Raw genomic sequence first — 26,652 nt, 5'->3', positions numbered from 1 at the left:
CGCGCACTCCCGAAGCGCTTACTCAAACGGCAGATTTTCCATTCTTTTCTCGAATGAGAGCCGCAAATACAAGCGCGCTTTCGCGCAACGCCATTTGCAAAGGGTGAAAGATCGCCCGCGTGCCCTGCCCGTCCGCATAACCCAGCAGCCCCACCGGACAGTAGCGGGCGTCATCCCAGCCCGGATAGTCGAGAACGGGATACCAGCAGATGCCTTGCACAGGTACGCCTGCCCTCACGGCTTTGCTGACCTCGAGACAAACGTAATTGAACCAGGGCAGACGCTGAACGTCTTCAGCACCGGTTTCAGAAATCAATAAGGGTCTGGCGTATCGCCCGTGCAGCTCGCTCAACATGCCTTGAAAAGGCCTGTACTGCGGATCGTCATGCGTAAGTTTATGGCCATTGAGCTGCCATTGATTATGCGGATAAAAGTTGACGCCCAGTATATCCAGATACTCCGGGCGGCCGCCCAAGCCAGGCCATTGCCGTCCGGATAAAAGATCCCAGGCTTCGAACTGCGCCAGCCGGTAACGCTCTGCTGCCGCGATATCTCTGCTGCTTCGCGTGGCCGATACCACATGAATCAATGGCTCGGCCTGAATAAAACGCGCGTTGGGCTCTACAGTGCGTATCGCGTCTATTGCCGCGATACTGGCCCGTACCAGTTGATGCTTGAGCTCCATGCCGCGCTGCTGGCTACCGGGGTTGAAATAAGCGACATCGCCTCCGGCCCAACTCCAGAACGAAATCTCATTGATCGGTGAATAGAAAGGGGCGGTCTCCCCTTCGTCTTTTACGACCTGAGCCACCGCAGCGGCAAAACGCGCAAAGCGTTCGACAAACTGCGGCCGCCAGACATCCAGATGATCAGGGTAACCGTAATGGCACAAGTCCCAGATCACCTGGGTGCCCTGATGCCGCGCGGCTCGCAGCATGGGCAGAAAACTGCTCCAGTCGTAACAGTCTGGACGAGCTTCAATCAGATGCCAGCGTAAACCGTCGCGTACCGTACGCATTCCGCACTCAGCCACTGCGGCAAAATCTTCCTGCGTCCAGCGGTCGTGCCCGGTGGAGTGAAGCAGGTCAAGTCGCATACCGTCACCTCGTCGGTGGCTGGCGCACTCGAATCCGCCGATGAAAAAACTGTCGAACAGACCGCCCATGCTCAACCTCGCGCAGGCTGTTCGATCGGTTCCGGAAGCTGCTCAGGGAACTCGCCGGCCAGCCGCTGGTACAACGCCAATGCCTGGCCCACAACCTGGTCCATGTTGTAATACTTGTAAGTGCCAAGCCGCCCAAGGAACGTGACCTCATCCGACTGATCGGCCAATGCTTTGTAACGCTTGTACAGCTCGGCATTTTCGGGTCGGGGAATGGGGTAATAAGGGTCGCCCTCGGCACTTGGAAACTCATAGCTGAGACTGGTTCTGGCGTGCAGTTGGCCGGTAAGGTGCTTGTATTCGGTAATACGCGTGTGGGGGACCGCCTCATCCGGGTAGTTGATCACCGCCACCGATTGAAACTGCGCCTGATCAACGGTCGTGTGCTCGAAACGCAGCGACCGATACGGAAGACGGCCGTAGCAATAACCGAAGTATTCGTCGATCGGCCCGCAATAGATCACATGCGAATACTTCACCGCCTTGCGAACATCGGCAAAATCGACCCCCAGAACGATATCAATCAGCGGGTGGTCGAGTATCCGTTCAAACATGTGCGTGTAGCCATGCAGCGGCATTTTCTGAAAAGTATCCGTGAAGTAACGACTGTCCGAGTTAGTGCGGGTAGGCACTCGGGCGGTGACCGAGCGGTCCAGTTGCGATGGGTCCAGCCCCCATTGCTTGCGGGTGTAGCCTCGGAAAAACTTCTCGTACAGCTCCCGACCAATCTGATTGATCACAACGTCTTCGGAGGTTCTTATCGTCTCGACGGGCTCGGCACGGCTGGCAAGAAATGTCTCGGCTTCTCGTTCATTCATCTGCAAGCCGTACAGGCTGTTGAGCGTGTCGAGGTTGATCGGAACAGGCAGCAGTTGGTCGTCTACGCTGGCGAGCACACGGTGTTCGTAATCGCGCCATTCGGTAAATCGTGAAAGGTATTCCACAATCCGCTCAGCGTTGGTGTGGAAGATATGTGGCCCGTATTGATGAACCAACACCCCGGCGCTGTCCAGGTGATCGTAAGCGTTACCCGCGATATGTGGACGTCGGTCGATCAGCAAAACGCGCTTACTCGATCCCGCCGCCAGCCGTTCCGCCAACACACTGCCTGCAAAACCTGCACCGACGATCAGAAAGTCATAGGGCGTCTTTTCACGCGCGGCTGATTCAAGATTTATCCGAGGCATTCGCTGTGCTCCCCGATGGCCACCAGTCGGATTTGCGCCTTCATGGCCGCGCACGTCTTGTCCCAGGACTCGCCGACCAGCAATGCGTCAACCTTGCGAAGGAAATCGGTACTACCTTTGTACGCCAGTGCCTCTTGAATCGCGCGTGCAAACGCGTCGGCATCGTCGGCAATGGCGACGACACCCGACTCGCTATACGTTCTGACAACATCGGCAATTCTGGTTGATACCACAGGGCAGCCACCGGCCAGGTATTCCGGCGTCTTGGTCGGGCTGATAAAGCGTGTGGAGTCGTTCAGCGCAAATGGCATCAACGCAACGTCCCAGCCAGACAGATAAGCTGGCAAGTCCTCATAGGACTTGCTACCTAGATAATGGACGTTGGCCAAATGCGGCAGGCTTGCCGGATCGATCTTCACTACGGGGCCGATCAACACGATTTGCCAGTGCGGCTGCAACTCGGCCAGCTGTTGAATCATCCCGATATCAAAACGTTCGTCAATGACGCCGAAAAAGCCAAGTCTCGGATAGGGAATGTACTGTTGATCCTCAGGGTCGGGCTGTACGCTGCGAGCGGCTGCAAAATGCCCGACATCGACACTGCTGGGCATGGCGTGCGCGTTTGCATGCTGCAGACGCTTGGTCTCCCATAGGCTGAAGCCGCCAGTAAACACAACATCTGCGCGCTTCATCAACGCTTTTTCCTGTTCGATAAGCTCTGGCGGAGCACCTTTGAACGCAGACAATTCGTCCATGCAATCGAAGATCGTCACCTGCGCGCTGAGGTGATCGGTAAACGCCAGACTCATCGGGGTGAAATACCACAGCAGCAGTTCCCCAAATTGTTGCGCCCCCATAAAACCATCCAGCAACGTGCGCTGCGCAGTGATCACCTCATCTGGCTGCATCTTCCAGGGCAGGTGCGGCACCAGTACGGTAACACCGCACGCTTGCGGCAGCTGTTCAAACCGGATATCAGGGGAGTCCGACAGAACAGGCTCCTCAAGAAACAACACCTGATAATCCTGCGCCATGCGCGACATGATGTGCTGGGGACGCTGATATACAAACGCCCATCGCAGGTGGGACAGGCACAGCAGAAAAGGCCTTACGGCAGACTCGACTGTGGTTAGGGCCGACGTCTCGGATTGAATTGTTTGAACACCGTTCATAGAGTTTCCCTTCTATTAAAAGTCCTGGATGAAACTGAAGGGCTCTGAAAAAGGGCTGAACTTCGACGGCATTCATGATGAGGATAGACATTGGCGGCTGTCGCCTGCATGGAACAACCACAGGCATGAAACAACACGCATTGAACGCCCCCGCAGACGCTCATGAATTTCGAGCACGCCGGCGCACCTGTGTTCATTGATTCCGATAAAGGGTATGCGCCGTCGGGAATGAAGCATTGAACTCGTCGCAGAGAATGCGCCCCTAGTCTTGAGCGAATGTTTTTTTTGTACCTGCAGTACGTTTTCCCCACGCGGTGGTCTGGTCCTGATTTTCGCAAGCAAGGCTCCTCTGTCGTCCTGTTGATAAAGGTCACGACGCCGAGCCGTCAGCTCGCTTCTTGTCGAAGCGGCGAAAATCCAGGGAGGACAATCATGATTCTGGTTACCGGTGGTGCGGGATACATTGGCGCTCACATCGCGCTCGAATTGCTCGAAGATGGCCGCGACGTCGTAGTGCTTGATAATTTGTGCAACAGTTCGCGAGAGCCGTTAAGACGGGTAGAGGAACTCTGCGGGCGACAGGTTGCGTTCATTCACGGCGACGTGCGCAGCAAGGCGACGTTGCACCGCTTGTTCGCTCGGCACCCTGTCAAGGCGGTGGTGCATTGCGCCGGACTCAAGGCGGTGGGCGAAAGCGTTCGAGAGCCGCTGCGCTATTTCGAGACCAACGTGAGCGGCAGCGTCAACTTGTGTCAGGCAATGGCAGAAGCAGGTGTATTCGACCTGTTATTCAGCTCATCCGCGACGGTTTACGGCGAGTGTGAGCGGATGCCGCTGGATGAGAACAGCCCAACGGGTTTACCGACCAATCCTTACGGGCACTCCAAACTGATGGCCGAGCATGTGATGCAAAGCGTCGCCCGCTCGGATCCACGCTGGTCCATCGGGCTGCTGCGCTACTTCAACCCCATTGGCGCGCATCCGTCCGGCCTACTGGGAGAGTCGCCCTGCAACACGCCGAGCAACCTGTTGCCCTTCCTGCTGCAGGTTGCCAATCGACTACGCCCTGCCCTGCACATTTTCGGCAGTGACTACCCCACGCCGGACGGAACAGGTGTGCGTGATTACCTTCATGTGATGGATCTGGCCGAGGGACACTTGAAGGCGCTGGACAGAATTCATGACGAACGTGGCGTATCCATCTGGAATCTGGGGACAGGACAGGGTTATTCAGTGCTTGAGGTGGTGCAGGCTTTCGAGCGTATCTCCGGCAAAGCTGTGCCGTTGATCTTTGAGCCACGCCGACCAGGAGACATTGCAGCATGCTGGTCCGACCCGGGAAAGGCATCGCGTGAGCTGGATTGGCGAGCCAGGTTCAACCTTGATTCGATGCTCACCGACGCCTGGCGCTGGCAGTGCATGAACCCGCAGGGCTATATGCCGACAGCGCTGGTCATTTGAATGCCATCCAGACGCCTGCCAGACGTGCCAACGGTCCCCACGTTATCGTGACGGCACGTCAGCAAGCTCATGCTAGAAGTTGGCTGGCGTGTTGGCGCTGATGATCTCGGCTTCGTCCTGGCCGATATTGCGGAAGCGATGCGGTAATGTGGTCGGGAAGTAATAGCCGTCCCCCGGACCGAGGATGTTGACCTGCCCATCGATGGTCAGCTCCACGGTGCCACGCGTCACCAGACCGCACTCCTCGCCCTCGCTGTGGACGATGGGTTCATCACCCGAGTCGGCACCCGGTGCGTATTGCTCACGCAGAAAACGCATCTGCCGGCTCGGTAAGGTCGCGCCCACCAGCAACAGACGAGCACCGTTGCGCCCCAGATCGGGTTGATCACCGGCTCGGAACACGTACTGATCCTGCCCCGGAGGCTGATCGAACGTGAAGAAATCCGCCAGTGTCATGGGAATCCCCTCCAGCAGCTTTTTCAGCGAGCTGATGGAAGGACTGACACGATTTTGTTCGATGAGGGAAATCGTGGCATTGGTCACACCACTGCGTCTGGCGAGCTCACGCTGTGACAGCTTATAGCTTTCACGCACCAGTTTGAGTCGTGCTCCCGTATCCATAGTGGCCTTATGTGCAAGATATCCGGTGAATGAAGCTGCGCCCCGGCGCAATGGATCGTCCATTACCCGAGGCCGTCAAGCCGGATATTAAATCACGTTTGCCGACAACACTCAGCAGCTCATCGCTCTAGCAGCGGCTGCGCGCATACCTCTGGCAGGCTTCGCGAAATGCCTTGAACAGGCTGAGCGACACAGGGTTGTCCATGAACTCCCATTCCGGGTGCCACTGCACGCCCAGGACAAAACCTGGCGCGCCGGGCATGGACACCGCTTCGACCAGACCGTCGGGGGCCAGTGCTTCTGCGCGCAGGTCCGAGGCCAGGCGATCGATACCCTGGCTGTGCAGGCTGTTGACCTCGAACCCCGGTGCCAGCCCGAGCGAATCGAGCAAACCGCCTGGCTGCACCTGCACGGCGTGCTTTGGCGCGTATTGCACCGCCAGCACCTCGCTTTGCGGCTCTCGATGATCCAGATAACCAGGCAGCTCCTGGACCCGCTGATGCAGGCTGCCACCCAGCGCGACATTCAGCTCCTGAAAACCGCGACAAATGCACAACACCGGAACGCCTTGAGCGATGGCAGGCCTGAGCAGCGGCAGTGTGGTGCGATCCCGGAATACATCATGAGCGGTGCCCTCCATGCTCGCCGGTCCATTGTAGTGACGCGGCTCGACGTTCGACGGCGAGCCGGTAAACAGCAGGCCATCCAGCGACGCGAGCAGTTGCGCAGGCTCGGAAGGCACCTCAAGTGCAGGCAGAATCACCGGCATACCCGCAAAGACTGCGGCCTCGACGTATTTGTCGCCTGCAGTGTGAGAAGAGTACTTGCCCAACTGCTGACGGCAGGCGGTGACACCAATCAATGGAGGTCGCGACATAGGTTGAATCCTGTGTGAAATCTGAGTGGTCAACGCCGATTATTGGACGCTATCCAGGGGGAATGAAACCAGTCTAGGATAGTCATCTGCGCAACAAACATAGGCATTCAGGCAAAGGAACAATGCACCAATGCAATATGAAATCACCCACGCCGACCTTTCATTGGTGCTCGCGCTGGTTCGTGGCCGCACGCTGGCCCGCGCCGCCGACCTGTTGCAGGTTGATGTATCGACCGTATTCCGCTCGATCCGCCGCCTCGAAGCAGCCCTTGGTGCAGCGCTGTTCGAGAAGAACCGGCGCGGGTACATACCGACCGATACCGCTCAGGCCATGGCCGAGCAGGCCGAGCGTGCTGAACAAGCACTTGCCGCAGCGCGTATCGCCTTGCAACAGGGCGAACAGGTCGTCAGCGGTACGGTACGCCTGACCTGTACCGATGCGGTACTGCACAGCCTGCTATTGCCAGCGCTGGCGGACTTCATGCCGCAGTACCCTGCCCTTACGCTGGAGCTGGCCACCTCCAACGCCTTTGCCAACCTCAGCCGTCGCGATGCCGACATCGCCCTGCGTCTGACCAATACGCCACCCGAGCACCTGATCGGGCGCTGCCTGGGCAGTGCCGACTACTTTGTCTGCGGTCGCCCCGAATACCTCGAGGCCTTGACGCAAAACCCTGCCTCGATCCCCTGGATCAGCCCGGACGACTCGATGCCCGACCACACCTCGGTGATCTGGCGCAAACAGACGTTTCCGGGGGTATTGCCGAGCTACCGCTGCAGCAACATGTCGGCTGTCTCGCAGTTGGTTGCTGCCGGCCTGGGCGTGGCGGCGCTGACCGGTTTTACGGTAGAGGGCCTTGGGGCGGTCGAGCGTCTGAGTGGTCCACTGGAAGGATGCCGCACCGACCTGTGGTTGCTGACGCGCCCCGACTGCCGTGCACTGCGTTCTGTGCAGACCCTGCTGGAGGCACTCGCACCGCGCCTGCGAGCTGCTTTGCAGGTATCCAACCCCGACTGATCAGCCTCTATGGATCCATTAAATAATAGTTAACAAAATTAATCATTGGATTAATCTCGATCCTGTGGCATTAATAATCGCAAGGAAACAACATGATTCATTCTGTGGATCCATAAGATCAATAATCGAACCGTGGAGAACCATCATGCACCCGAAAAATGCGTGGTACGTCGCCTGCACAGCGGATGAAGTCGCCGACAAGCCCCTGGGTCGGCAGATCTGCAACGAAAAGATGGTGTTCTATCGCGACCAGGACCAGCAGGTCGTTGCCGTCGAAGACTTCTGCCCGCATCGCGGCGCCCCGCTCTCGCTGGGCTATGTCGAGAACGGTCAGCTGGTGTGTGGTTACCACGGGCTGGTCATGGGTGGCGATGGCAAGACTGTTTCAATGCCCGGCCAACGTGTTCGCGGCTTTCCTTGCAACAAGACCTTCGCGGCGGTCGAGCGCTATGGCTTCATCTGGGTATGGCCAGGTGATCGGGAAAAGGCCGACCCGGCACTCATCCACCACCTTGAGTGGGCGGTCAGCGACGAATGGGCCTATGGCGGCGGGCTGTTTCATATCCAGTGCGATTACCGCCTGATGATTGACAACCTGATGGACCTCACCCACGAAACCTACGTGCATGCGTCCAGCATCGGCCAGAAGGAAATCGACGAGGCAGCGCCCGTCACAACGGTCGAAGGCGAGGAAGTGGTCACCGCCCGGCATATGGAAAACATCATGCCGCCGCCGTTCTGGCAGATGGCACTGCGCGGCAACAACCTGGCCGATGACGTGCCGGTCGATCGCTGGCAGATCTGCCGCTTCACGCCGCCCAGCCATGTGCTGATCGAAGTCGGCGTAGCCCATGCGGGCAAAGGCGGCTATCACGCGCCTAAAGAGTTCAAGGCGTCGAGCATCGTCGTCGACTTCATCACCCCCGAGACCGACACTTCCATCTGGTACTTCTGGGGTATGGCGCGCAACTTCAATCCCGCTGACGAAGAGCTGACCGCCAGCATCCGCGAAGGCCAGGGCAAGATCTTCACCGAAGACCTGGAAATGCTTGAACGCCAGCAACAGAACCTGCTCAAGCACCCGCATCGCAACCTGCTCAAGCTGAATATCGACGCCGGCGGCGTGCAGTCACGCAAGATTCTGGAGCGCCTGATCGCTGCCGAGCAGCCCGGTCCCGGCGAACAGATTCCGGTGATGGCGACAAAATGACCGGCCATTGCCCGTCGAAACACGAAGAAAACAATCAGAAGTGACCCGTGCCGCGGTCACCCGAGGACCTACCATGATCGACGTGACGGTGTTATCACGTAACGACGAAGCGCTGGATATCTGCAGCTTTGAACTGGTGCGCGCAGACGGAGAGCTGTTGCCGCCGTTCACCGCAGGCGCGCACATTGACGTGCACCTGCCTGACGGGCTGATCCGCCAGTACTCGCTGTGCAATGCCCCGAACGAGCGTCATCGCTACCTGATTGGCGTCCTCAACGACCCGGCTTCGCGTGGTGGTTCACGCAGCCTGCATCAGCAGATTCAGCCTGGCGCGCAGCTGCGTATCAGCGAACCGCGCAACCTGTTCCCCCTGGCTGAAAACAGCCGGCGCACGCTGTTGTTCGCCGGCGGTATCGGCATTACGCCCATCCTCTGCATGGCCGAACAGCTTGCGCTGGAGGCTGCCGATTTCGAGCTGCACTATTGCGTGCGTTCCGCCGAGCGCGGCGCCTTTATCGAACGCCTGAAGCATTCTGCATTTGCCGAACGCATCACGCTGCACTTCGATGAACAGCCGGACACCGCGCTGGAGGCTGCCAAGGTGCTCGCCCACCCCCAGCCCGATACCCATCTGTATGTGTGCGGGCCAGGCGGTTTCATGCAATACATCCTCGACAGCGCGCGTGCCGCTGGCTGGTCCGAGGACAATCTGCACCGCGAGTACTTCTCCGCAGAGCCGGTAGACACCAGCAACGACGGCAGTTTTTCAATCGAGATCGCCAGTACCGGCCAGATCATTGCCATTCCGGCCAACAAGACCGTCGCTCAGGTGCTAGAAAGCCACGGCATCGATATTCCGCTGTCGTGCGAACAAGGTGTGTGTGGCACCTGCCTGACACGGGTGCTGAAAGGCATTCCGGATCATCGTGATCTGTTTCTGACCGAAGACGAGCAGGCGCTCAACGATCAGTTCACGCCCTGCTGCTCACGTTCGAAGACGCCCGTGCTGGTGCTCGACATCTGATCAGTCCGGGCGCTGAATGACCTTCATGCGCTCGTTCTGCCCTGCGCCGAAGATTTCGGCGTAGCGCAAGGTCGCGTTGGCATGCTCACGCATGATGGCCTCGGCGCGGGCGCCCTGCCCGTTGACCAGCGCATCCACCACAGCGTGATGCTGCATGTGCGCGAAATTGAAACGCCGGTATTCGCGAATCAGGTTGTCGCGATCCACGGCCAGCGCGTTCACCGACGCAAAAGGCAAATGGTCGTTACGCGACAGTGCGTCGGCGATGGCGCGATTGCCGCTGCCCTCGACGATCACGCGATGCAGACGCATGTTCATGTCGTGATAGAGCTCAAGGTCATCTTCAGTGACATGGCCTTTCTCGAACAGCGCGTCACCCTGCACCAGACAGGCCTCAAGCTCGTCGCGCGCCTCCTGGGTCAGGCCGCGCTCGGCCATCTGCCGCGCGGCAAGCCCCTCCAGGACACCGCGTACATCCACCGCGCCGGCGATTTCCATCGGGCTGATCGAACGCACCTGAAACCCGCGCCCACCAAAGGGTACCAGCAGCCCCTCCTGCTCCAGCGTTCGAAACGCCATGCGCACCGGCATGCGGGAAACGCCGAACAGCTCGGCGGTCGGCACTTCCATCAAGCGCTCGCCCGCAGGCAGCTCGCCTGATGCAATCATCTTGCGCAACGAAACAAGGACGGTCTGCCCGGGTTTGCTCATCAAAAGGCTTCCGTGGGGATCAAGGCAAGCATCTTACCCCACGCACGCCCAAGTAAATCGCTCACATGAAATCGATCAGAGGGGGCACGAGGTGGCGTAACCGAAGGTGCGTTCTTCATCGGGTATTTCAATCCACGTCAGCGTCTCTGCAAAACTGATCGGCGGGCTGTAGAAGTAGCCCTGCACCATCGTACAACCCAGGGTGGTCAGCGCAGTCAACTCATCCTGTGTTTCGACGCCTTCGATCACGCAACCCAGGGACATGTCCAGGCTCAAGGCAACCAGCGATTTGACGATCTTGTAACTGGCCGGGTTGTGGTGCACACCGGTGACAAAGCTGCGGTCGATCTTCAGCTTGGTCAGCGCCAGCGCGTGCAATTGACTGAGGCTGGAGAAACCGGTCCCGAAGTCATCCAGCGAGATACCGCAACCCAGCTTACGGAACTGGGTAATGGCCTGCTGCACCTGGGCGATATCCTGCATGACCGCCGTTTCGGTGATTTCCAGATCGAGCCGCGACGCATCGAAACCGCTGTGTTTGATGATCTCGACAATTCTGCTGACACTTTCGCAGGACGCACAGTCATGAGCGGACAGATTGAACGACAGCCTGATAGGCGCAGGCCATGACAGGGCCATGCTTAGCGCCTGGGCCAACAAGGGCACGGTGAGCTTGTTGATCATGCCGATGCGCTCGGCGATCGGAATGAAATGCGCCGGCGAAACAGCCCCCAGTTCCGGGCTGTTCCAGCGCGCCAGTGCCTCGAAAGCCACCGTTTCGCGCGTGCAGCTTTCAATGATCGGCTGAAACAACACGTGGAACTCGGTTTCCAGATCGGCGCGCCGCAAGGCCTGTTCGGTAACACCGTCGGCGTGCAATTGCTCACGGTGGGTGGCGGAGAACAGGCAGGTCGTGCCGGGGTTATGGTTTTTGCCCTGATACAGCGCGTAGTCGGCGAACTCGAATAACTGGGTCGCGTTATCCGCCGTGGCCGGGTACGTCGCCAGGCCCAGTGTTGCGCCAATCTGGATCGGCATGTCCGACAGCTCGAAACTTTCGTGCATGAGGTCACACAGGTGCTTGCCGAACGTCAGCAACGCGTCGCTGTCCATGTCACCCTTGATGACTAGCGCGAACTCGTCGCCGCCCAGTCGCGACACATGCACCTTGTCGCTCGAGGCGCTGGTCAGGCGTTCGGCAACCAGCATCAGCAGACGGTCGCCTATGCGGTGCCCATAAAGGTCATTGACCGGCTTGAATCCGTCCAGGTCCAACACGCCCACTGCCAGCCCGCTGCGCTGCGCCATTGCCTCAATCATCGCGGCGTCCAGCGTCTGAAAGAACTGCCGACGATTGGGCAGGCCCGTCAGGCTGTCCTGATTGGCCAGCAGCAGGTTCTCGTTACTCAGTTGCTCGGTCTTTACCTGCACATTTACCAGGCTGGTGAAATCGCGGTACTGGTAATGAAGAATGATCAGCATGCCGATCGACACCAGTACGATATTCACCGCTGTGGCGATAAAGGTAATGTTGTAAGTGGATGCGAAGAAAATAACGAAGGCGGTGTTGACGACCAGCGCGGTGGTCAGCGCTGCAGGCCGCAAGTGCATCATGCAGAAGATGCAGACAATCACCGTAATGCCCATGAAAAACGCGACATGCGCCTGGGAATAAGCATCGCCATAGGGATAAAGCGACAGCGACCAGGCAGCAAACCCGGCCGCTATCACGCCCGCCAGGCCATGCGTACCGCGCAGCGTGGCCAGAATGATCGCCGGAGCGGGTGGCGGCCGGTTTACCGTGCGCAACCATTTGCGTGCCCGGACGCCACAGATAACCGTGAGCAGCGCAGGGACCAGCAGCGTCAGCCACACCGGAGCGATTAGCCAATGGGTGAACGCCAACGCCCAGGTATTGACCAGCAGCACGAAGTACATCAACGGCAGTTGTCGGGACAACGCAACGTATTGGGCCTGCAACAACCTGGGGTTATCAGCAGGCACAGACATCAGGGCACGCAAGGCACCCGATAATTTTTTCAGCATCGCAAGGCTTCTCTGTTACCACAGTCAAAGCACACGTGGCTTGCTGCTCACCATGCGAACCGGACTGCTAATTGTCGGCTCGCTTGTCAGGCTCTCGGCAGATGTGATTAATTCTTTACGGTAAAACCAGGCCGTGCATCGGTTTAATTGAAATAACCCGGTGATAGCCTTTTCAAGCGCACACTCGGGTAAAACAGCGACGCTTGCAGCCCCCCCTTCTTAAACGTCCCCAATGAGCAGGAAGCATTACATGAACAGGAAAGTCATTATCGATACGGACATGGGCTGGGATGACGTCCTGTCGATCGCCTACCTGATGAAACGACCGGACATCGACATCCTCGGCATTACCGTAACCGGATGCGGCGAAACGGACCTCGGTTGGGGTGTCATCATCGCGCAGCATCTGCTGGGCATCGGCAACCGACTCGGCACCGTCGTGGCAAAGGGCACCGATCAGCCACTTGAGTACGACAACCGCTTCCCGCAACCCTTCAAAAACGATATGAACGACATCATGGGGCTGCTGGGGACACTGAACCCTGCCGCGCTGCCGGAACTGTCGAGCCTGCCCGCCTGGGAGTTCATGTACCAGACGGTGAAAAACAGCCAGGACCCCATCACGCTGCTGTCACTGGGGGGCTTTACCAACATCGCGAAGATGCTCGCGCTGAGCGGCCAGCCAGCCGACTTCAAAATGCTCGAGCAGATTGTCGCCATGGCCGGCGCTGTCTACGTCGACGGCAACGTCGCCGCGTTGAACAACGCGCAAATAGCATGGGATCAGGGAGAGGCCTACAGCAGCAACCACTATGCAGAATGGAATGTGTTCGTGGACCCTGTCGCGGCCAACAACGTTTTCCAGTCAAGCCTGCCATTGACCCTGGTACCGCTGGACGTCTGCAACCAGATCATCCTCGACGCCAGCTACTCGCAGTTGATCACCGCCACCGACCCTGTCGCCACCCTGGTCAGGCAGGTGCTCGAACACAAATCCGGAACACATGCCGAAGGGCTTCCCGTGCCGATCTTCGATCCGCTGGCGACCATGCTGATGGCGTGCGGTATTGAAGCGACGAAAGTCGATGAGCAGTTTCTGTCGGTCAACACCGACCTCACGCCTAAGGACAACCACTGTGGTCAGATACAGGTGCAAGGCAGCGGTTCACGAATGATTGCTTCGGTGCTGGGTGTCTCGCAGTTCGCGTTCAGCAACAACTTCGCCCAGGTGATCAACAGCTAAGGCCGGTGTGAAGTGCTGCGCCGCGCCCTCTCCGCCTGGCGCAGTCTTCATCAGTTCGCCGCCACCTGCGCCCGGTCGGCCTGGATGACCAGGGCCTTGAGCGAGGCGTCGAACTGTTTCAAGGCATTCACCTGCAGGTCACGCTGCTGATCGATCTGTGCGGCGATCTCCGGAGCGGCCTTGCCTTGCACCCAGACCGAGGTCATTTCCCGGACAACTTCACCTTCGGCCTTACCGATATATTGCAGGTTGTTGTCATAAAAGCGCGCCATGAAACGCGCCTCGACCTGACTGTTGCGCTTGCTCACCAGCCGGTTATAGGTGTCGAGCATGACCACCACGTCCGGCCGCGCCTGCATAAGCGCATCGAGATTGTCGTAAACGGTCACCGAGGCGAACTCTTTCTTTAAGGAGCCCACCAGCCAGTCGGTCGCCAGTGCAGGGTCCGAGCTGTTGATGAATGCGTTGCGGATACGCGCATCGAGCGCGCCATTCCGGCCGCTTCTGAGCGCCACCGAATGGTAGTTGTTCAAATACTGAAGGTTGCTGAGCGTGTCTTCGCTGTACAGCACGCCCACCGACTGCGTGTGTTGCAGGCTGGCGGCACTGTCGACGACGGGCATGAAATGACAGGACTGTTCGGAGACCGGAGCGATGGCAGCATTGACGGGCGCAGTGAACACAATGCTGGTGCTGAACACGGCAGCAAACGTCAACAGATTGAACATTCTCATCGCGTCGTCTCCCTTTGGAGCAGGTGGCTATGACGCCATCCTCCTCCTTTGCCGGAAAAACAGAACTTGCCTTGCTTGATGATGACTATCGACTGAATGAATGATAGTTGATGCCATAAGGTTGCAAGGTTTTTCGCTTCAATGTTCATCCGCCCTGACGGCCGTACGAATGGCCTCGAGCAGCATCCGGCACGCCGGGTTGTCATTGTCGGTGCGCCAGACCAGGTGCAACTCGCTCTGCACGCCCTCGCCCAGATCAATGTCACGAAACACGACGTCCTTGAACACCACATTGGTCGCACAACGCGGTACCAATGCCAGCCCCATCCCGGCGTTGACCAGCGCCAGGATAGTCAGTGACGATCCAAGCCATTGGACATACTCCGGCGCAACTCGTGCGGAACGAAACATACCGGTCAGCAGTTCGTTGAACGGTGGATACGCCGAATGCGAATACATCAGGAACGGTGCGCCATCCAGATCGGCCACCGCGACCGAATCGGCATGTGCCAACCGATGATTGCTCGGCACGGCCAGCACGAAAGGCTCGCGTACCAGGCATTCGCTCTCGTAACCCGGCTGAAACAGCGGCGCCCGCACGATGCCCAGGTCAATGCGCCGTGCCCTGAGTGCTTCGTGCTGCTGATAAGTATTCATTTCTGTCAGGGAAATCTTCACCTGCGGCTGCTTGAGGCGCGCCTCGGCGATCACGCTGGGCAGAAACTCATACACCGCGCTGCCGACAAAACTGATGGTCACCGAGCCGATATCACCTTCGGCAAAGCGCCGCGCCGAAATGGCTGCCTGCTGCGCGCGCTCCAGCAAGGTCTGCGCCTCGATGAAAAAAGCCCTGCCCGCCGCAGTCAGGGCCACACTGCGGGTACTGCGGGTGAACAGCTCGACGCCCAGATTGTGCTCCAGTATCTGAATCTGCCGACTCAACGGCGGCTGCGTCATGTTGAGCCGTTCGGCGGCACGGCGAAAATTCAGCTCCGTGGCCACCGTGGTGAAACAACGCAGTTGGGAAAGCTCGAACATTGATCCACTCCCGGTATCAATCAAGTCACTAACTGGATTGGACGGGAATAATACACGCCCCCATGATCGACTGATCCCCAAAAAAACAATGAATGGGAGTCGCCTCTTGAATACCGTCCCTGGTACTACGGACGCCACGGTGCTTGCCCGTGCGGCCGCCAAGGTGAAACGCCACGTGCTGCCGCTGTTCGTGGTGATGTTCATCGTCAATTACATCGACCGGGTCAACATCGGTTTTGTACGCAGCCATCTGGAAACCGATCTGGGCATCGGCGCAGCGGCCTACGGGCTGGGTGCCGGATTGTTCTTTGTCGGTTACGCGCTGTTCGAAGTCCCTTCCAACATGCTGTTGCAGCGCTACGGCGCCCGCGCCTGGCTGACCCGCATCATGTTCACCTGGGGCGCGGCCGCCATGGCGATGGCGTTCGTTCAGGGGGAAACCAGCTTCTACGTGCTGCGCTTCATTCTGGGTGCCGCCGAAGCCGGCTTCTTCCCCGGTATCATCTATTACTTCACCCAGTGGCTGCCCTCCAGTGACCGTGGCAAGGCCATGGCGCTGTTTCTCAGCGGCTCGGCGATAGCGTCGGTGATTTCCGGACCGGTGTCCGGCGCCCTGCTCGGCATCGAGGGCCTGAACCTGCATGGCTGGCAATGGATGTTCCTGATCGAAGGCTTCGCGTCGATCGTGCTCTGCGGTTTTGTCTGGTTCTGGCTGCAATCACATCCTCACGAAGCCCGCTGGCTCAGTGAAGAGGAAAAAAACGCGCTCAGCACCGCCATCGCCGAAGAGCAACGGCTGCGCGAAGCCTCACAAACCGTCAGGCCATCGGTGTTGCGCCTGTTGGCGGACCGGCAGATCCTGCTGTTCTGCTTCATCTACTTTTCCGTGGCCCTGACCATCTACGGCGCCACCTTCTGGTTGCCGAGCATGATCCGCAAGATGGGCAGCTTCAGCGATTTCGAGGTCGGGCTGTTCAATTCAATCCCGTGGATCATCTCCATCGTGGCCATGTACGGCTTCGCAGCACTGGCCGCACGCTTCAAGCACCAGCAGGCCTGGGTGGCCGTCACGCTGGTCATCGCCGCCGCCGGCATGTTCATGTCGACCGTGGGCGGTCCGGTGTTCGCCTTTGTCGCCATCTGCTTTGCGGCAATCGGTTTCAAAGCCGCGTCTGCGCTGTTCTGGCCGATCCCTCAGGGCTATCTGGACGCCCGCATTGCCGCTGCTGTCATTGCGCTGATCAACTCCATCGGCAACCTGGGCGGTTTCGTCGCGCCCACCACATTCGGCTTTCTGGAGCAGACCACCGGTTCGATTCAAGGCGGCCTGTATGGACTGGCCGGCACCTCGCTGCTGGCTGCCGTGGTGATCTTCTTTGCCCGCACCACACCACGCGGTGACCGCGGCCGCCCGTCCACGGCTGAACGGCCCACACCGCTCAGCCCTGCCGTCAACAGCACCCCTTCCAGCCTCAAACCCTGACTTCCGGGAGACCGCCTTTTGAAAATCATACGTGTGACCGTAACCCCTATCGCCTTTCGCGACCCGCCACTGCTTAACGCCAGTGGTATTCACGAACCTTTTGCCCTGCGCTCGATCATCGAGGTGGAAAGCGACAACGGTTATATCGGCCTCGGTGAAAGCTACGGTGATGCCCCGGCACTGGCGATTCAGCAACAGGTACAGAACCAGCTGATCGGGCTCGACCCGTTCAACCTCAATCAGCTGCGCAGCATCGTTCAGGCGACCGTGGCGGCGCATAAGCCTGCCAGCCTGGCCGGTGCCGAACTGGCGCCGGGCTCACACGCCAGCAAGGCGGTAAGCAATGCTTATTCTGCGTTCGAAGTGGCGTTTCTGGACCTGCAGGCGCGTTCCATGAACCTGCCACTGGTGGACCTGCTCGGCGGTGCCATTCGTGACCAGATACCCTTCAGCGCCTACCTGTTCTTCAAATACGCGCAGCATGCCGATGCGCCCTACGCGCCCGACAGCTGGGGTGAAGCGCTCAGCGAAGAGCAGATCGTCGCCCAGGCCCGGCGCATGATCGACGCCTATGGCTTCAAAAGCATCAAGCTCAAGGCCGGTGCGCTGCAGCCGGAACACGAGGTGTCGTGCATAAAGGCACTGAAAAAAGCCTTCCCCGGTTATCCTCTGCGCATCGACCCCAACGGCAACTGGTCACTCGAGACCTCGATTCGCATGGCCGAACTGCTGGGCGATGATCTGCAATATTACGAAGACCCGACGCCGGGCCTGGACGGCATGTCCGAATTGCATAAACGCACCGGCCTGCCGCTGGCGACCAACATGGTGGTGACCGATTTCGACGAGTTCCGCCGCAGCGTGGCCCTAGACAGCGTGCAGATCGTGCTCGCCGACCACCATTACTGGGGTGGCCTGCGTGACACGCAGGCGCTGGCGAAGATGTGCGACACCTTTGGCCTGGGCGTGTCGATGCACTCCAACTCGCATCTGGGTATCAGCCTCATGGCCATGGCCCACGTCGCAGCGGCGGTGCCCAATCTGGACTATGCCTGCGACACGCACTACCCGTGGCAGGAACCGGACGAGGAAGTCATCAAGGGCGGCAAACTGCCGATTGTCGATGGCTGCGTCAGCATCACCCGCGCCCCAGGCCTAGGGCTGGAACTGGACTACGACCAGCTCGGCAAGCTCAACGATCAGTACCACAGTTGTGGCATTCGGCAACGCGATGATGTGAAGCAGATGCAGAAGTACAAGCCGGAATGGAAGGCGGTCAAACCGAGGTATTGAGCGTCTGCCAGCGAGAAATGGGCTGGACAGGCACAGAGTCCGTCCAGCTTGAGAAACTTTATTCCTTGATCAAGGCAACGGATCAAACTTCAATTCGCTGAGGCTTTGCACCTTGTCTTCGCGAACCATCTTGTATTCGGTATTCGGGCCGATCCAGTGCGCCCAGATCGCATCGATTTCGCCTGCGGCTTCCATTTCGCGCAGCGATTCGTTGACCTTTGCCAGAAAAGCCGGCTCGCCCTGGCGCATGCCGGCACCAATGGGCTCAAGCGCCATCGGCTCCTTGGCGATTGCCAATTCCACGCCGCCGGCCTTGGCCTGCCCGACCAGCTTGATCGCAGTCATGGTGTTGGTCACCAGGCCCACCACCTTGTTCTGTTGCAGTGCCATGTAGGCAGAGCCGGTGTCCTGGAAGGTCACTGGCGTTGCGTCAGCCAGGCGGATCGACTGCTCGGACGTAGAACCTTTGGTCGAACTGATGCGTTTACCCTTGAAGAACGATTTCGGTTGATCGGCATTCGCCGCACGAACCACCAGTGTTTCCTTGGCGATGTAGTAAGGGTCGCTGAACTGGATCTGGTCGGCACGGCTCTTGGTGTAAGCCAGGTTGGCGAAAATCACGTCCACGCGGCCCATTTTGACTTCCGGGATACGTGCTTCGACCGACAGCGGCTTGAGCTCCAGCTCCACGCCCATATGTTTGGCGAGGGCTTTGCACAGGTCGACGTCCATGCCCACCAGTTCGCGGGTTTCAGGGTCCGGTGCCGAGAACGGCGGAACGTCGGCATAAACGCCACAGCTGAGGCTTTTCTTGCTCATCACATCGCTGAGCTGATCGGCATGGACCACCGAAACAGTCAACGGCGACAACGCCAGGGCAGCCAGTACAGACTTGATACGCATGGTGAGACTCCTGAAATGAATAAGTGATTCGCTGAAATCAGTGCCTGCGCTCAATGGCTGCGCAGGTCGGCAATGAAGCGCTGGGCACGCGGATGGCTCGGTTGCTGAAAGAACACCTCAGGGCTGGATTTTTCGAGGATCTGCCCCGCGTCCATGAACCAGATGGTATCGGCCACTTCCCGGGCAAAATTCATTTCGTGGGTGACGCACATCATGGTCATACCCTCTTTGGCCAGGCCCTTCATGACGCCGAGCACCTCGCCGACCATCTCCGGGTCGAGTGCGCTGGTGGGCTCGTCAAACAGCATGACGGGCGGCTCCATGGCCAGCGCGCGGGCAATCGCCACACGCTGCTGCTGGCCACCGGACAACTGCGCGGGATAGGCACCGGCCTTGTGTGCCAGCCCTACCCGATCCAGCAATTCCATGGCGCGGGCGCGTGCTTCGCTGCTCTTCAGGCCGCGCACCTTGGTCGGGGTCAGGATGATGTTGTCGAGCACCGACAAATGCGGAAACAGATTGAAGCTCTGGAACACGAAACCCACTCGGCTGCGCAGCCGGTTGACGTTGGCGTCGGTGCCATTCACGTCACGGCCATCAAACAGGATCTGGCCTTGCTGCACGTCCTCAAGACGATTGACGGTTCTGATCAGCGTCGACTTGCCCGAGCCTGAAGGCCCGCACAGCACCACCACTTCGCCGCGCTGCACTTCGGCGGTGATGTCGGTCAGGGCCTGATACTCGCCATACCATTTGTTGATCCTGGAAAACATGATCATCGGATGCATTGGGCAACCCTCAGTTATCGGTAGTCAAAGGCCGGGAAACGGGTACAGGCGATACATCGCCTTCGCGTTTGCGGGCAATATGCTGCTCCACCACGGCGGCGAGACGGGTCAGGCCGTAGCACAGCACGTAGTAAGTGATCGCCAGGATGAAGAACACCTGGAACGGCTTGGTCAGCAGCTGGTTATTGATCTGATTGGCGGCGAAGGTCACTTCCTGGACGTTGATCACGTAGCCCAGCGACGTTTCCTTGATGATCGAAATGAACTGGCTGATCAGGCTCGGCAAGGCGTTGTACAGCGCCTGCGGCAGGATCACCCAGACCGTGGTGCGCATGTAGCCCATGCCCAGTGCGCGGGCGGCTTCGTACTGACCGGGAGGCAGCGCCTGGATAGCGCCACGGATGATTTCGCACAGATAGGCGCTCTGATAGACCACCAGCGTGCAGAGCATGGTGGTGAAGCCGGTGATGTTATGGCCGATCAGCAAGGGGACCAGAAAGTAGGTCCAGAAAATCACCATCAGCAGCGGGATGCCGCGCATCACATAGACCCAGACCGTCGCCGGGTAGCGCAGCCAGCGCCACGGCGAAACCCGCGCCAGCGATAGCAGCAGCCCCAGCGGAAAGGCCAGCAAGAGGGCCAGCGCCGCCAGCATCAGCGTCGATATCAGGCCGCCCATCGGGCCGTGTGGGTATTGACCGATCAGCAGCAAAGTCCAGTTATCGCGAACAATCGTGAATACATCGAACATCGCCGCCTACCTCGCCATGGCTTTGCTGAACTGCCGGGCCAGCAACGCACCCAGGCCCATCAGCATCAATGAAATGGCCAGGTAGACCACGGTTGCCACCAGATACGCTTCGAAGGTGCGGAAGGTGTAGTTCTCTACCTCGCGGGTGGCATAAGTCAGCTCCACCACGCCGATGGCCATGACCAGACTGGTGTTCTTGAACAGCAGGACCGTGTGATTGATCAGCGATGGCAGGCAGTTGCGAACCCCTTGCGGCAGGATCACGTAGCGCATCGAGCGTACATAGCCCAGGCCCAGGGCGCGCGACGCCTCGACTTGCCCGGCCGGAATCGCGCGTAACCCGCTGCGGATGTCTTCACTGAAGTAAGCCGCCTGGCAAAGCCCCAGCGCAATAACCGAGAACAGGTATTCGGTGCTGTAGTTGGCCAGCCAGATCTGCGTGCTTTCGGACAGCAACGTGGGAATACCGAAATACCAGAGCATCAGTTGCACCAGCGTCGGCACATTGCGGTGGTAGGACACATAGCCCGCCACCAGGCGCTCGGCGTACTTGTTGCCGGTCAGGCGAATCGACACCAGCAGCAGAGCAACCACCATCGCCAGGCACCAGGCAACGAAGGCCAGTTGCAGGGTCGTTTCTATGCCCTTGACGATCAGCTCGGCGTACTCGCCCTGCAGGATCGCTGAAAGATCGAATTTACTCGTCATGGTTGTTCCCATAGACATTCAGCCAGGGCAGAAGCAAGGCGCCAGCGGTTCTGGCGCGGGTATGGCATGGCGGCTGGTGCCGCTCTCGTGATGGGGTACAGCCCTTGAAGACGCAGCTTCAGCCTTCGTAGTCCTGCGGGCGCGCAGTCGACAGTCCGCCGGGGACCTGCAGCGTCGGGGTAATTTCCATATGCCCGATGTTGACCGCGATGGGCGCGGCAATCACATAGGCGATCGCATCGGCAATGTCCTTGGCCACCGGCAGCTCATAGCCCTCGATGAAACGCCTGCGCACTTCCTCGGAGTCGCCGTGCACGTGGGCAAAGATATCCGTCGCCACGCGCCCTGGACAGATTTCGGTGACCCGCACGCGCTTGCCGAAGGCATCGATGCGCAACTGCCGGGACAGCATGCTTACCGCCGCCTTGGTCGCGTGGTACGTCGAGTTGCCACCGAAGTTGTAAGCCGCAGCGATCGAGCTGATGTTGATGATGTGCCCGCGATCACGCTCGACCATCCTTGGCAACGAGAGCCTGGCGATCTGCAATACCGCGCGCAGGTTCACATCGACCAGCAGATCAATGCCTTCGGCGTCCGCCTTGAGCAGCGAGCCAGGCCGGTCGACTCCGGCATTGTTGACCACCACATCGAAATGATGGGCCTGAAACAAGCCCGTCAGGCCAGCCAGATCGGTCACGTCGATGGCGTGTGCGATGCAACCGGTGCGCTGCGCCAGTGCCGCCAGCTTGTCTGCACTGCGCGCCAGCGCATGGACCTGCAGACCTTCGGCACACAGCCGCTCGACGACGGCTTCGCCAATGCCGGAAGAAGCGCCGGTGACCAGCGCGGTTTTGTAATCGGAAAAAGGCATGTCGGGGTTTCCTTGAATAAGCGTCGATCAGCCGCTTGGCTAGTAATGCTGATCGCCTTGTACCAGACTTTAACGAGCGTCACGGGCAGCGACCAAGACACAATGGTTGTGTGGCAATAAGCTGCGCTTATGACCCGAGCAACTGTGAAACCGGGGTGATGACCCCGCCCTGCTCTTCGATGCTTTGGCGAATGCTGCGCGCCAGCTCCACCGCCCCCGGCGTGTCGCCATGCAGCAGAATCGACTGCGCATTGACCGCCACATGCTTGCCGCTCAGGGTGGTGACGGTGCCGTCCTGCAGCAGTTGCGCAACCCTGGCCCGGACCTGCTCCGGGTCCTTGACCACCGCGCCGGCAATGCCTCGCGGTACCAGCAGACAGTTTTCGTCATAGGCGCGGTCAGCCAGAAAGGTCGTCGCCACCCTCAGATTGCACGCCTCGGCGGCAGTCTCGATGGCCGCGCTGCTGGATGAACTGATGATCAACTGCGGGTCAAACGCTGCGACGGCCCTTACCAAAGGCCCGGCCAGTTCGGCATCGGCCGCGGCCATATTGCCCAGCGCACCATGAAAACTCATGTGCGTAACGCGGTAACCGGCAGCGGCTGCAATACCCGCCAGAGCGCCGAGTTGATACACCACAATGGCGCACAACTCCTTGAGTTCGATGTTCATCCTGCGGCGGCCGAACCCCTGCAGATCAGGAAAGCCGACATGCGCACCGAGATCGATGCCCAACGCCTTGGCGCGGCGCACCGTGCTGTCCATGATCAACGGGTCTCCGGCATGAAAGCCGCAGGCGACGTTGGCCGAGGAGATCAATGGCATCAACGCCTCGTCCTCGCCCATGGTCCAGGGCCCGAAGCCCTCGCCCAGATCAGCATTCAGATCAATGCGCATGGTCATGTTCCTCCAGTTCGATCAGCGGCTGGCCATAACCGACGCGTTCGTTCTCGGCGGCCAGGAAGCGCACCACGCGTCCTGCCTGGTTACTGCGCACCGGCAGATACAGCAGGCCGATGCGTAACAACCCCAGCAACTGCCCCGCAGCCACCGCATCGCCGGGTTTTACGTAGCGGCTGCGTTCATCAGGATGGCTCAACACAAATACGCCGGGGTTATCAGCGGTTACCACATGGGCAGTCAGCGCAGACCGCTCAGCGGCAACCTGTGTCGCTGAAGGCGCAGCAAAGGCCCGCACAGGCTCGCCTCGGCGAATCACCAGCTCGAACCCCGGGCGTTTCAGTTCCAGCGCAGTAAGCCCGGCGTCCCGAATCCATGCTGCCAGCTGGCGAATCTCTTTGATGTTCATCAGCGATGTCCTTGCAGGCTGCGCAGCGCGAGCATGCGCCGGGCGTCTTCGATGAAAGCGTGATTGGTGTCCAGCGCGTCGACCGCCTCGTCGTAACTGCACTGCACAAAACGCACCTTGCTGCCGATCGGGGCCTGACCAAGGCGCCACAGGTCGGCTTCAATGACCGTGGCAAACTTGGGATAACCGCCACTGGGCTGGGCATCACGCATCTGTACGATCGGCTGACCGCCGTGGGGCACCTGAATCACGCCAGGCACGATGCCGTGAGAGCGGATTTCCAGCGCCTCGCGTGCAAGGAAGGGCGTGCCCTCCATGCGGTAGCCGTAACGGTTGCTCTGCGTGGTGATTTTCCATTCGCCGGCAAAAAACGCGTCTTGCGCCTCGGCACTGAAACAGTCGAACTCGGCCGCCGGCAGCACCCGGATGGCGGGCAACCCGTCGAGCATCAACGGCAAGGCCGCCACGGACGATTGCACACCGAAATCACTGGCGCGCAGTTGGTTGGCAGCGCCCGCAGGAATCACATCGCCCTGCTGCAACGCACGGCCCTGCCAGCCACCAAAAGCCCCACGCAATTGCGTACTGCGCGAGCCCAGCACCACCGGCACATCGACGCCACCGGCCAGGCACAGATAAGCGCGGCTGCCCATCGTCGGGTAATTGAGCCGCAACACCTGATTCTTGCGCGCCTGAGCGACCCAATTGCCCGGCAGCCGCTGCCCATCGAGCGACGCACCGCAGGCGGCTCCGGTGATCGCGAAGGTACAGTCATCGACAAAGCGCACTTCGAACGGGAACAGCGGAATTTCAATGCCCGCCGCGTCTTCATCGTTGCCCAGCAACAGGTTGCCGAGCCGCAGTGACAGCGTGTCCATCGCGCCGGACGTGCCGACGCCATAGCCAAGGCTGCCATGCCGCCCCAGATCCTGGACGGTCGCCAGTGCGGTAGCGCTGATAACTTCGATCATCGGATGATCCTCTCGATACGCAAGCGCAGTTGATCGCCGGGTTGCAACAGCGCCGGAGGGTGCTGACCCGCATCGAAAAACACCATCTCCGTGCGTCCTATGGTGTTCCAGCCGCTGGGGCCGGCCGACGCGGAAATACCCGTCTGAACGCCACCGATAGAGACCGACCCGGCACCGATATCGATTACCGGCACCTTGCGCCTCGGCGTTGCCAGACGCTGATCCATGCCGCCCAGGTAGCAATAACCCGGATGGCTACCCAAGGCGTATACCGGGTACAGCGGCTCACAGTGCAGATTGGCGACGGTTTCGATATCCAGCCCGGTATGGGCGATGACATCAGCCATGTGCGGGCCGCCATCACCGCCGTACACCACCGGCAATTCAATGATCCGGCCCTGCAACGGCAGCGGCTGGCACTGTTCCCAGGCCTCCAGCAGACGGGTTTTCAGACCGGCCAGATCACGCGGCGGCGCCGCGAAGGTCAACATCAGGTTGTTCATCCCGGGGACCGCCTCGCGTACCTGCGGCCAGTCCTTGCTCAGACGGGCCAGCGCCCATATCCGTTGCTGCGGTGCCAGGTCGAGCTCGCCGGGTGCTTCGAACAGCAACGCGCTGGTTCCCAATAAGGTGATTCTTGGCGCATTCGGCGCCTGCACAAGGGTCATGGTTGGCTCCTTGTCTGCAGCCAGCGCTCCAGATGATGAATGTCCATGCCACCCTTGCAGAACACCGGGTCCTGCAGAATGTCGCGATGCAGCGCGATGTTGGTCGAGATACCCTCGACGTGCATTTCGCTCAGTGCCAGGCGCATGCGTGCCAACGCCTCGTCGCGACTGGCGCCGTGGGTGATGACCTTCGCCACCATCGAATCGTAGTAAGGCGGGACGCGGTAGCCTTGGCTGACATGCGAATCGACCCGCACGCCGAAACCACCGGGGATCTGCCAGCGGGTGACCTGCCCCGGCGTCGGCATGAAGCTGCGCGGGTCCTCGGCGTTGATCCGGCACTCCAGCGAGTGGCCCGACACGCTAACGTCGGCCTGACTGAAACTCAGGCGCTCACCCATCGCCATGCGAATCTGCTGCTGGACAATGTCGATGCCGGACGTCATTTCCGTTACCGGATGCTCGACCTGCAGACGGGTGTTCATCTCGATGAAATAGAACTCATCCTTTTCAAACAGGAATTCGAACGTGCCGACGCCCTGATAGCCGATCTGGCGGCAAGCCTGTGCGCAACGCTCGCCCACCCTGGCCATCAATGCCGCGTCGATGCCGGGCGCAGGCGCCTCCTCAAGGACCTTCTGGTGGCGGCGCTGCATCGAGCAATCCCGCGAGCCGAGCCAGACGGCATTGCCGTAGGCATCGCATAACATCTGAATCTCGACATGGCGCGGCTGACCCAGAAACTTCTCGATATACAACTCGGGATTGCCGAAGGCGTGTCGGGCTTCTTCGCGGGTCAGCGCAATCGCATCGAGCAGCTGAGACTCTTCCTGAACCACGCGCATGCCCCGCCCTCCGCCGCCGCCTGCGGCCTTGACGATGACCGGGTAGCCGATGTCGCGGGCGATTTGCAGGATGCTTTGCGGATCGGCGGGCATGCTGGTGTCCGGACCGGGTACGCACGGCACGCCAGCCTCGCGCATCGCCCGCTTGGCAGCGACCTTGTCACCCATCACCCGAATGCACGCAGCGCTGGGGCCGATGAAGGTCAGGCCAGCCTGCTCGATGCGCTCGGCGAACGCAGCATTTTCAGACAGAAACCCGTAGCCGGGATGGATCGCCTGAGCACCGGTCAGCTGCGCTGCATAGAGCACGGCCGCCTGATTCAGATAACTCTGTCCCGCTGCGGCAGGACCGATGCACAGCGCTTCGTCGGCCTGCTGTACATAACCGGCGTCGCGATCCGCTTCGGAATAGACCGCTACCGTACGCAGGCCCAGGCCCCTGCAGGCGCGCTGTATGCGCAGGGCGATTTCGCCGCGATTGGCGATCAACACTTTATCGAACATCAAAAACCCCTGATCGGTGAACCCGCAAAACGGTCCGCAAGGCAACTCAAGAC

At 59.7% G+C, this 26,652-nt stretch carries 26 protein-coding genes; 7 read left to right on the top strand and 19 right to left on the bottom strand.

The features are described from left to right. Nucleotides 1–22: 22 nt before the first annotated feature. From JOE33_RS00195 to JOE33_RS00185, 3 genes are read right to left on the bottom strand one after another with little or no spacing between them, the layout of a single operon-like run. Nucleotides 23–1,165 carry a family 1 glycosylhydrolase gene (locus JOE33_RS00195; RefSeq protein WP_122529523.1) on the bottom strand — a complete coding sequence of 381 codons (1,143 nt, stop codon included), beginning with the start codon at nucleotides 1,163–1,165 and terminating at the stop codon, nucleotides 23–25. A gap of 2 nt (nucleotides 1,166–1,167) precedes the next feature. Next, complete coding sequence (gene glf, locus JOE33_RS00190; protein ID WP_122529524.1) at nucleotides 1,168–2,349, bottom strand: UDP-galactopyranose mutase; 1,182 nt, start codon at nucleotides 2,347–2,349, stop codon at nucleotides 1,168–1,170. Then, on the bottom strand, nucleotides 2,337–3,521 hold the full coding sequence (locus JOE33_RS00185; protein ID WP_209924002.1) for a glycosyltransferase family 1 protein: 1,185 nt from the start codon (nucleotides 3,519–3,521) through the stop codon (nucleotides 2,337–2,339). Before JOE33_RS00185 ends, glf begins: the two co-directional genes overlap by 13 nt. Nucleotides 3,522–3,953: 432 nt before the next feature. Between JOE33_RS00185 and galE the strand changes: the two genes are divergently transcribed. Further along, complete coding sequence (gene galE / locus JOE33_RS00180; RefSeq protein ID WP_122529526.1) at nucleotides 3,954–4,982, top strand: UDP-glucose 4-epimerase GalE; 1,029 nt, start codon at nucleotides 3,954–3,956, stop codon at nucleotides 4,980–4,982. A 72-nt stretch (nucleotides 4,983–5,054) separates the two neighbouring features. Here galE and JOE33_RS00175 read toward each other — a convergent pair whose 3' ends face one another. Together JOE33_RS00175 and JOE33_RS00170 are read right to left on the bottom strand one after the other, a co-directional pair. Next, nucleotides 5,055–5,603 (bottom strand): cupin domain-containing protein, encoded by a 549-nt coding sequence (locus JOE33_RS00175; RefSeq protein WP_003344936.1) that lies wholly within the window; start codon nucleotides 5,601–5,603, stop codon nucleotides 5,055–5,057. Between the two features lie 127 nt (nucleotides 5,604–5,730). Further along, nucleotides 5,731–6,480 (bottom strand): gamma-glutamyl-gamma-aminobutyrate hydrolase family protein, encoded by a 750-nt coding sequence (locus JOE33_RS00170; RefSeq protein WP_187625769.1) that lies wholly within the window; start codon nucleotides 6,478–6,480, stop codon nucleotides 5,731–5,733. 130 nt (nucleotides 6,481–6,610) lie between these two features. Here JOE33_RS00170 and JOE33_RS00165 point away from each other — a divergent pair, with 130 nt between their 5' ends. From JOE33_RS00165 to JOE33_RS00155, 3 genes are all read left to right on the top strand, one after another. Then, entirely contained in the window at nucleotides 6,611–7,498 is an 888-nt protein-coding gene (locus JOE33_RS00165) for a LysR family transcriptional regulator (RefSeq protein WP_187625770.1), read from the top strand. A 145-nt stretch (nucleotides 7,499–7,643) separates the two neighbouring features. Continuing rightward, nucleotides 7,644–8,708, top strand: a complete 1,065-nt coding sequence (locus JOE33_RS00160; RefSeq protein ID WP_096130164.1) for an aromatic ring-hydroxylating dioxygenase subunit alpha — start codon at nucleotides 7,644–7,646, stop codon at nucleotides 8,706–8,708. A gap of 73 nt (nucleotides 8,709–8,781) precedes the next feature. Further along, a complete protein-coding gene (locus JOE33_RS00155) occupies nucleotides 8,782–9,732 on the top strand; it encodes a PDR/VanB family oxidoreductase (RefSeq protein WP_122529528.1) in 951 nt (316 codons plus the stop codon). Here the strand turns inward: JOE33_RS00155 and JOE33_RS00150 are convergent, their stop codons facing one another. Next, nucleotides 9,733–10,443 (bottom strand): GntR family transcriptional regulator, encoded by a 711-nt coding sequence (locus tag JOE33_RS00150; protein ID WP_122529529.1) that lies wholly within the window; start codon nucleotides 10,441–10,443, stop codon nucleotides 9,733–9,735. A 75-nt stretch (nucleotides 10,444–10,518) separates the two neighbouring features. Next, nucleotides 10,519–12,489 (bottom strand): EAL domain-containing protein, encoded by a 1,971-nt coding sequence (locus tag JOE33_RS00145; RefSeq protein ID WP_032614047.1) that lies wholly within the window; start codon nucleotides 12,487–12,489, stop codon nucleotides 10,519–10,521. 250 nt (nucleotides 12,490–12,739) lie between these two features. Between JOE33_RS00145 and JOE33_RS00140 the strand changes: the two genes are divergently transcribed. After that, entirely contained in the window at nucleotides 12,740–13,732 is a 993-nt protein-coding gene (locus JOE33_RS00140; RefSeq protein WP_032614048.1) for a nucleoside hydrolase, read from the top strand. Nucleotides 13,733–13,782: 50 nt separating this feature from the next. Here JOE33_RS00140 and JOE33_RS00135 read toward each other — a convergent pair whose 3' ends face one another. Together JOE33_RS00135 and JOE33_RS00130 are read right to left on the bottom strand one after the other, a co-directional pair. Then, nucleotides 13,783–14,466 (bottom strand): ATPase, encoded by a 684-nt coding sequence (locus JOE33_RS00135; protein ID WP_187625771.1) that lies wholly within the window; start codon nucleotides 14,464–14,466, stop codon nucleotides 13,783–13,785. 138 nt (nucleotides 14,467–14,604) lie between these two features. Next, the gene (locus tag JOE33_RS00130) at nucleotides 14,605–15,504 is read right to left on the bottom strand and encodes a LysR substrate-binding domain-containing protein (protein ID WP_187625772.1); all 900 of its coding nucleotides are present in this window, start codon (nucleotides 15,502–15,504) and stop codon (nucleotides 14,605–14,607) included. Between the two features lie 139 nt (nucleotides 15,505–15,643). Here JOE33_RS00130 and JOE33_RS00125 point away from each other — a divergent pair, with 139 nt between their 5' ends. Both JOE33_RS00125 and JOE33_RS00120 read left to right on the top strand, forming a co-directional pair. Next, nucleotides 15,644–16,987 (top strand): MFS transporter, encoded by a 1,344-nt coding sequence (locus JOE33_RS00125; RefSeq protein ID WP_338125260.1) that lies wholly within the window; start codon nucleotides 15,644–15,646, stop codon nucleotides 16,985–16,987. A gap of 18 nt (nucleotides 16,988–17,005) precedes the next feature. After that, nucleotides 17,006–18,280 carry a glucarate dehydratase family protein gene (locus JOE33_RS00120; RefSeq protein ID WP_010432743.1) on the top strand — a complete coding sequence of 425 codons (1,275 nt, stop codon included), beginning with the start codon at nucleotides 17,006–17,008 and terminating at the stop codon, nucleotides 18,278–18,280. Between the two features lie 69 nt (nucleotides 18,281–18,349). On the opposite strand, the gene JOE33_RS00115 is transcribed toward JOE33_RS00120, so the two are convergent. From JOE33_RS00115 to accC, 10 genes are all read right to left on the bottom strand, one after another. Continuing rightward, nucleotides 18,350–19,183 (bottom strand): ABC transporter substrate-binding protein, encoded by an 834-nt coding sequence (locus JOE33_RS00115; RefSeq protein WP_122694122.1) that lies wholly within the window; start codon nucleotides 19,181–19,183, stop codon nucleotides 18,350–18,352. Between the two features lie 50 nt (nucleotides 19,184–19,233). Next, on the bottom strand, nucleotides 19,234–19,962 hold the full coding sequence (locus JOE33_RS00110; RefSeq protein WP_170963801.1) for an amino acid ABC transporter ATP-binding protein: 729 nt from the start codon (nucleotides 19,960–19,962) through the stop codon (nucleotides 19,234–19,236). A gap of 19 nt (nucleotides 19,963–19,981) precedes the next feature. Continuing rightward, the gene (locus JOE33_RS00105; RefSeq protein ID WP_187625774.1) at nucleotides 19,982–20,722 is read right to left on the bottom strand and encodes an amino acid ABC transporter permease; all 741 of its coding nucleotides are present in this window, start codon (nucleotides 20,720–20,722) and stop codon (nucleotides 19,982–19,984) included. A gap of 6 nt (nucleotides 20,723–20,728) precedes the next feature. Further along, nucleotides 20,729–21,430 carry an amino acid ABC transporter permease gene (locus JOE33_RS00100; protein ID WP_187625775.1) on the bottom strand — a complete coding sequence of 234 codons (702 nt, stop codon included), beginning with the start codon at nucleotides 21,428–21,430 and terminating at the stop codon, nucleotides 20,729–20,731. 118 nt (nucleotides 21,431–21,548) lie between these two features. Beyond that, nucleotides 21,549–22,301 carry an SDR family oxidoreductase gene (locus JOE33_RS00095; RefSeq protein WP_187625776.1) on the bottom strand — a complete coding sequence of 251 codons (753 nt, stop codon included), beginning with the start codon at nucleotides 22,299–22,301 and terminating at the stop codon, nucleotides 21,549–21,551. 127 nt (nucleotides 22,302–22,428) lie between these two features. Next, nucleotides 22,429–23,199 carry a 5-oxoprolinase subunit PxpA gene (locus JOE33_RS00090; protein WP_187625777.1) on the bottom strand — a complete coding sequence of 257 codons (771 nt, stop codon included), beginning with the start codon at nucleotides 23,197–23,199 and terminating at the stop codon, nucleotides 22,429–22,431. Further along, nucleotides 23,189–23,611: a biotin/lipoyl-containing protein gene (locus JOE33_RS00085; protein ID WP_187625778.1), complete on the bottom strand. Its 423-nt coding sequence runs from the start codon at nucleotides 23,609–23,611 to the stop codon at nucleotides 23,189–23,191. Before JOE33_RS00085 ends, JOE33_RS00090 begins: the two co-directional genes overlap by 11 nt. Continuing rightward, nucleotides 23,611–24,582 (bottom strand): biotin-dependent carboxyltransferase family protein, encoded by a 972-nt coding sequence (locus JOE33_RS00080; protein WP_187625779.1) that lies wholly within the window; start codon nucleotides 24,580–24,582, stop codon nucleotides 23,611–23,613. Before JOE33_RS00080 ends, JOE33_RS00085 begins: the two co-directional genes overlap by 1 nt. Beyond that, nucleotides 24,579–25,250: a 5-oxoprolinase subunit PxpB gene (gene pxpB, locus JOE33_RS00075; protein WP_187625780.1), complete on the bottom strand. Its 672-nt coding sequence runs from the start codon at nucleotides 25,248–25,250 to the stop codon at nucleotides 24,579–24,581. Before pxpB ends, JOE33_RS00080 begins: the two co-directional genes overlap by 4 nt. Continuing rightward, nucleotides 25,247–26,599 (bottom strand): acetyl-CoA carboxylase biotin carboxylase subunit, encoded by a 1,353-nt coding sequence (gene accC, locus JOE33_RS00070; protein ID WP_187625781.1) that lies wholly within the window; start codon nucleotides 26,597–26,599, stop codon nucleotides 25,247–25,249. The genes pxpB and accC overlap by 4 nt, the downstream gene beginning before the upstream one ends. Between the last annotated feature and the right edge of the window lie 53 nt (nucleotides 26,600–26,652).

Source organism: Pseudomonas sp. PvP027 (assembly GCF_017833005.1).
GTDB lineage: Bacteria > Pseudomonadota > Gammaproteobacteria > Pseudomonadales > Pseudomonadaceae > Aquipseudomonas > Aquipseudomonas congelans.
The sequence above is the reverse complement of the archived record's forward strand: the minus strand, read 5'-3'. Positions and strand labels throughout refer to the sequence as shown.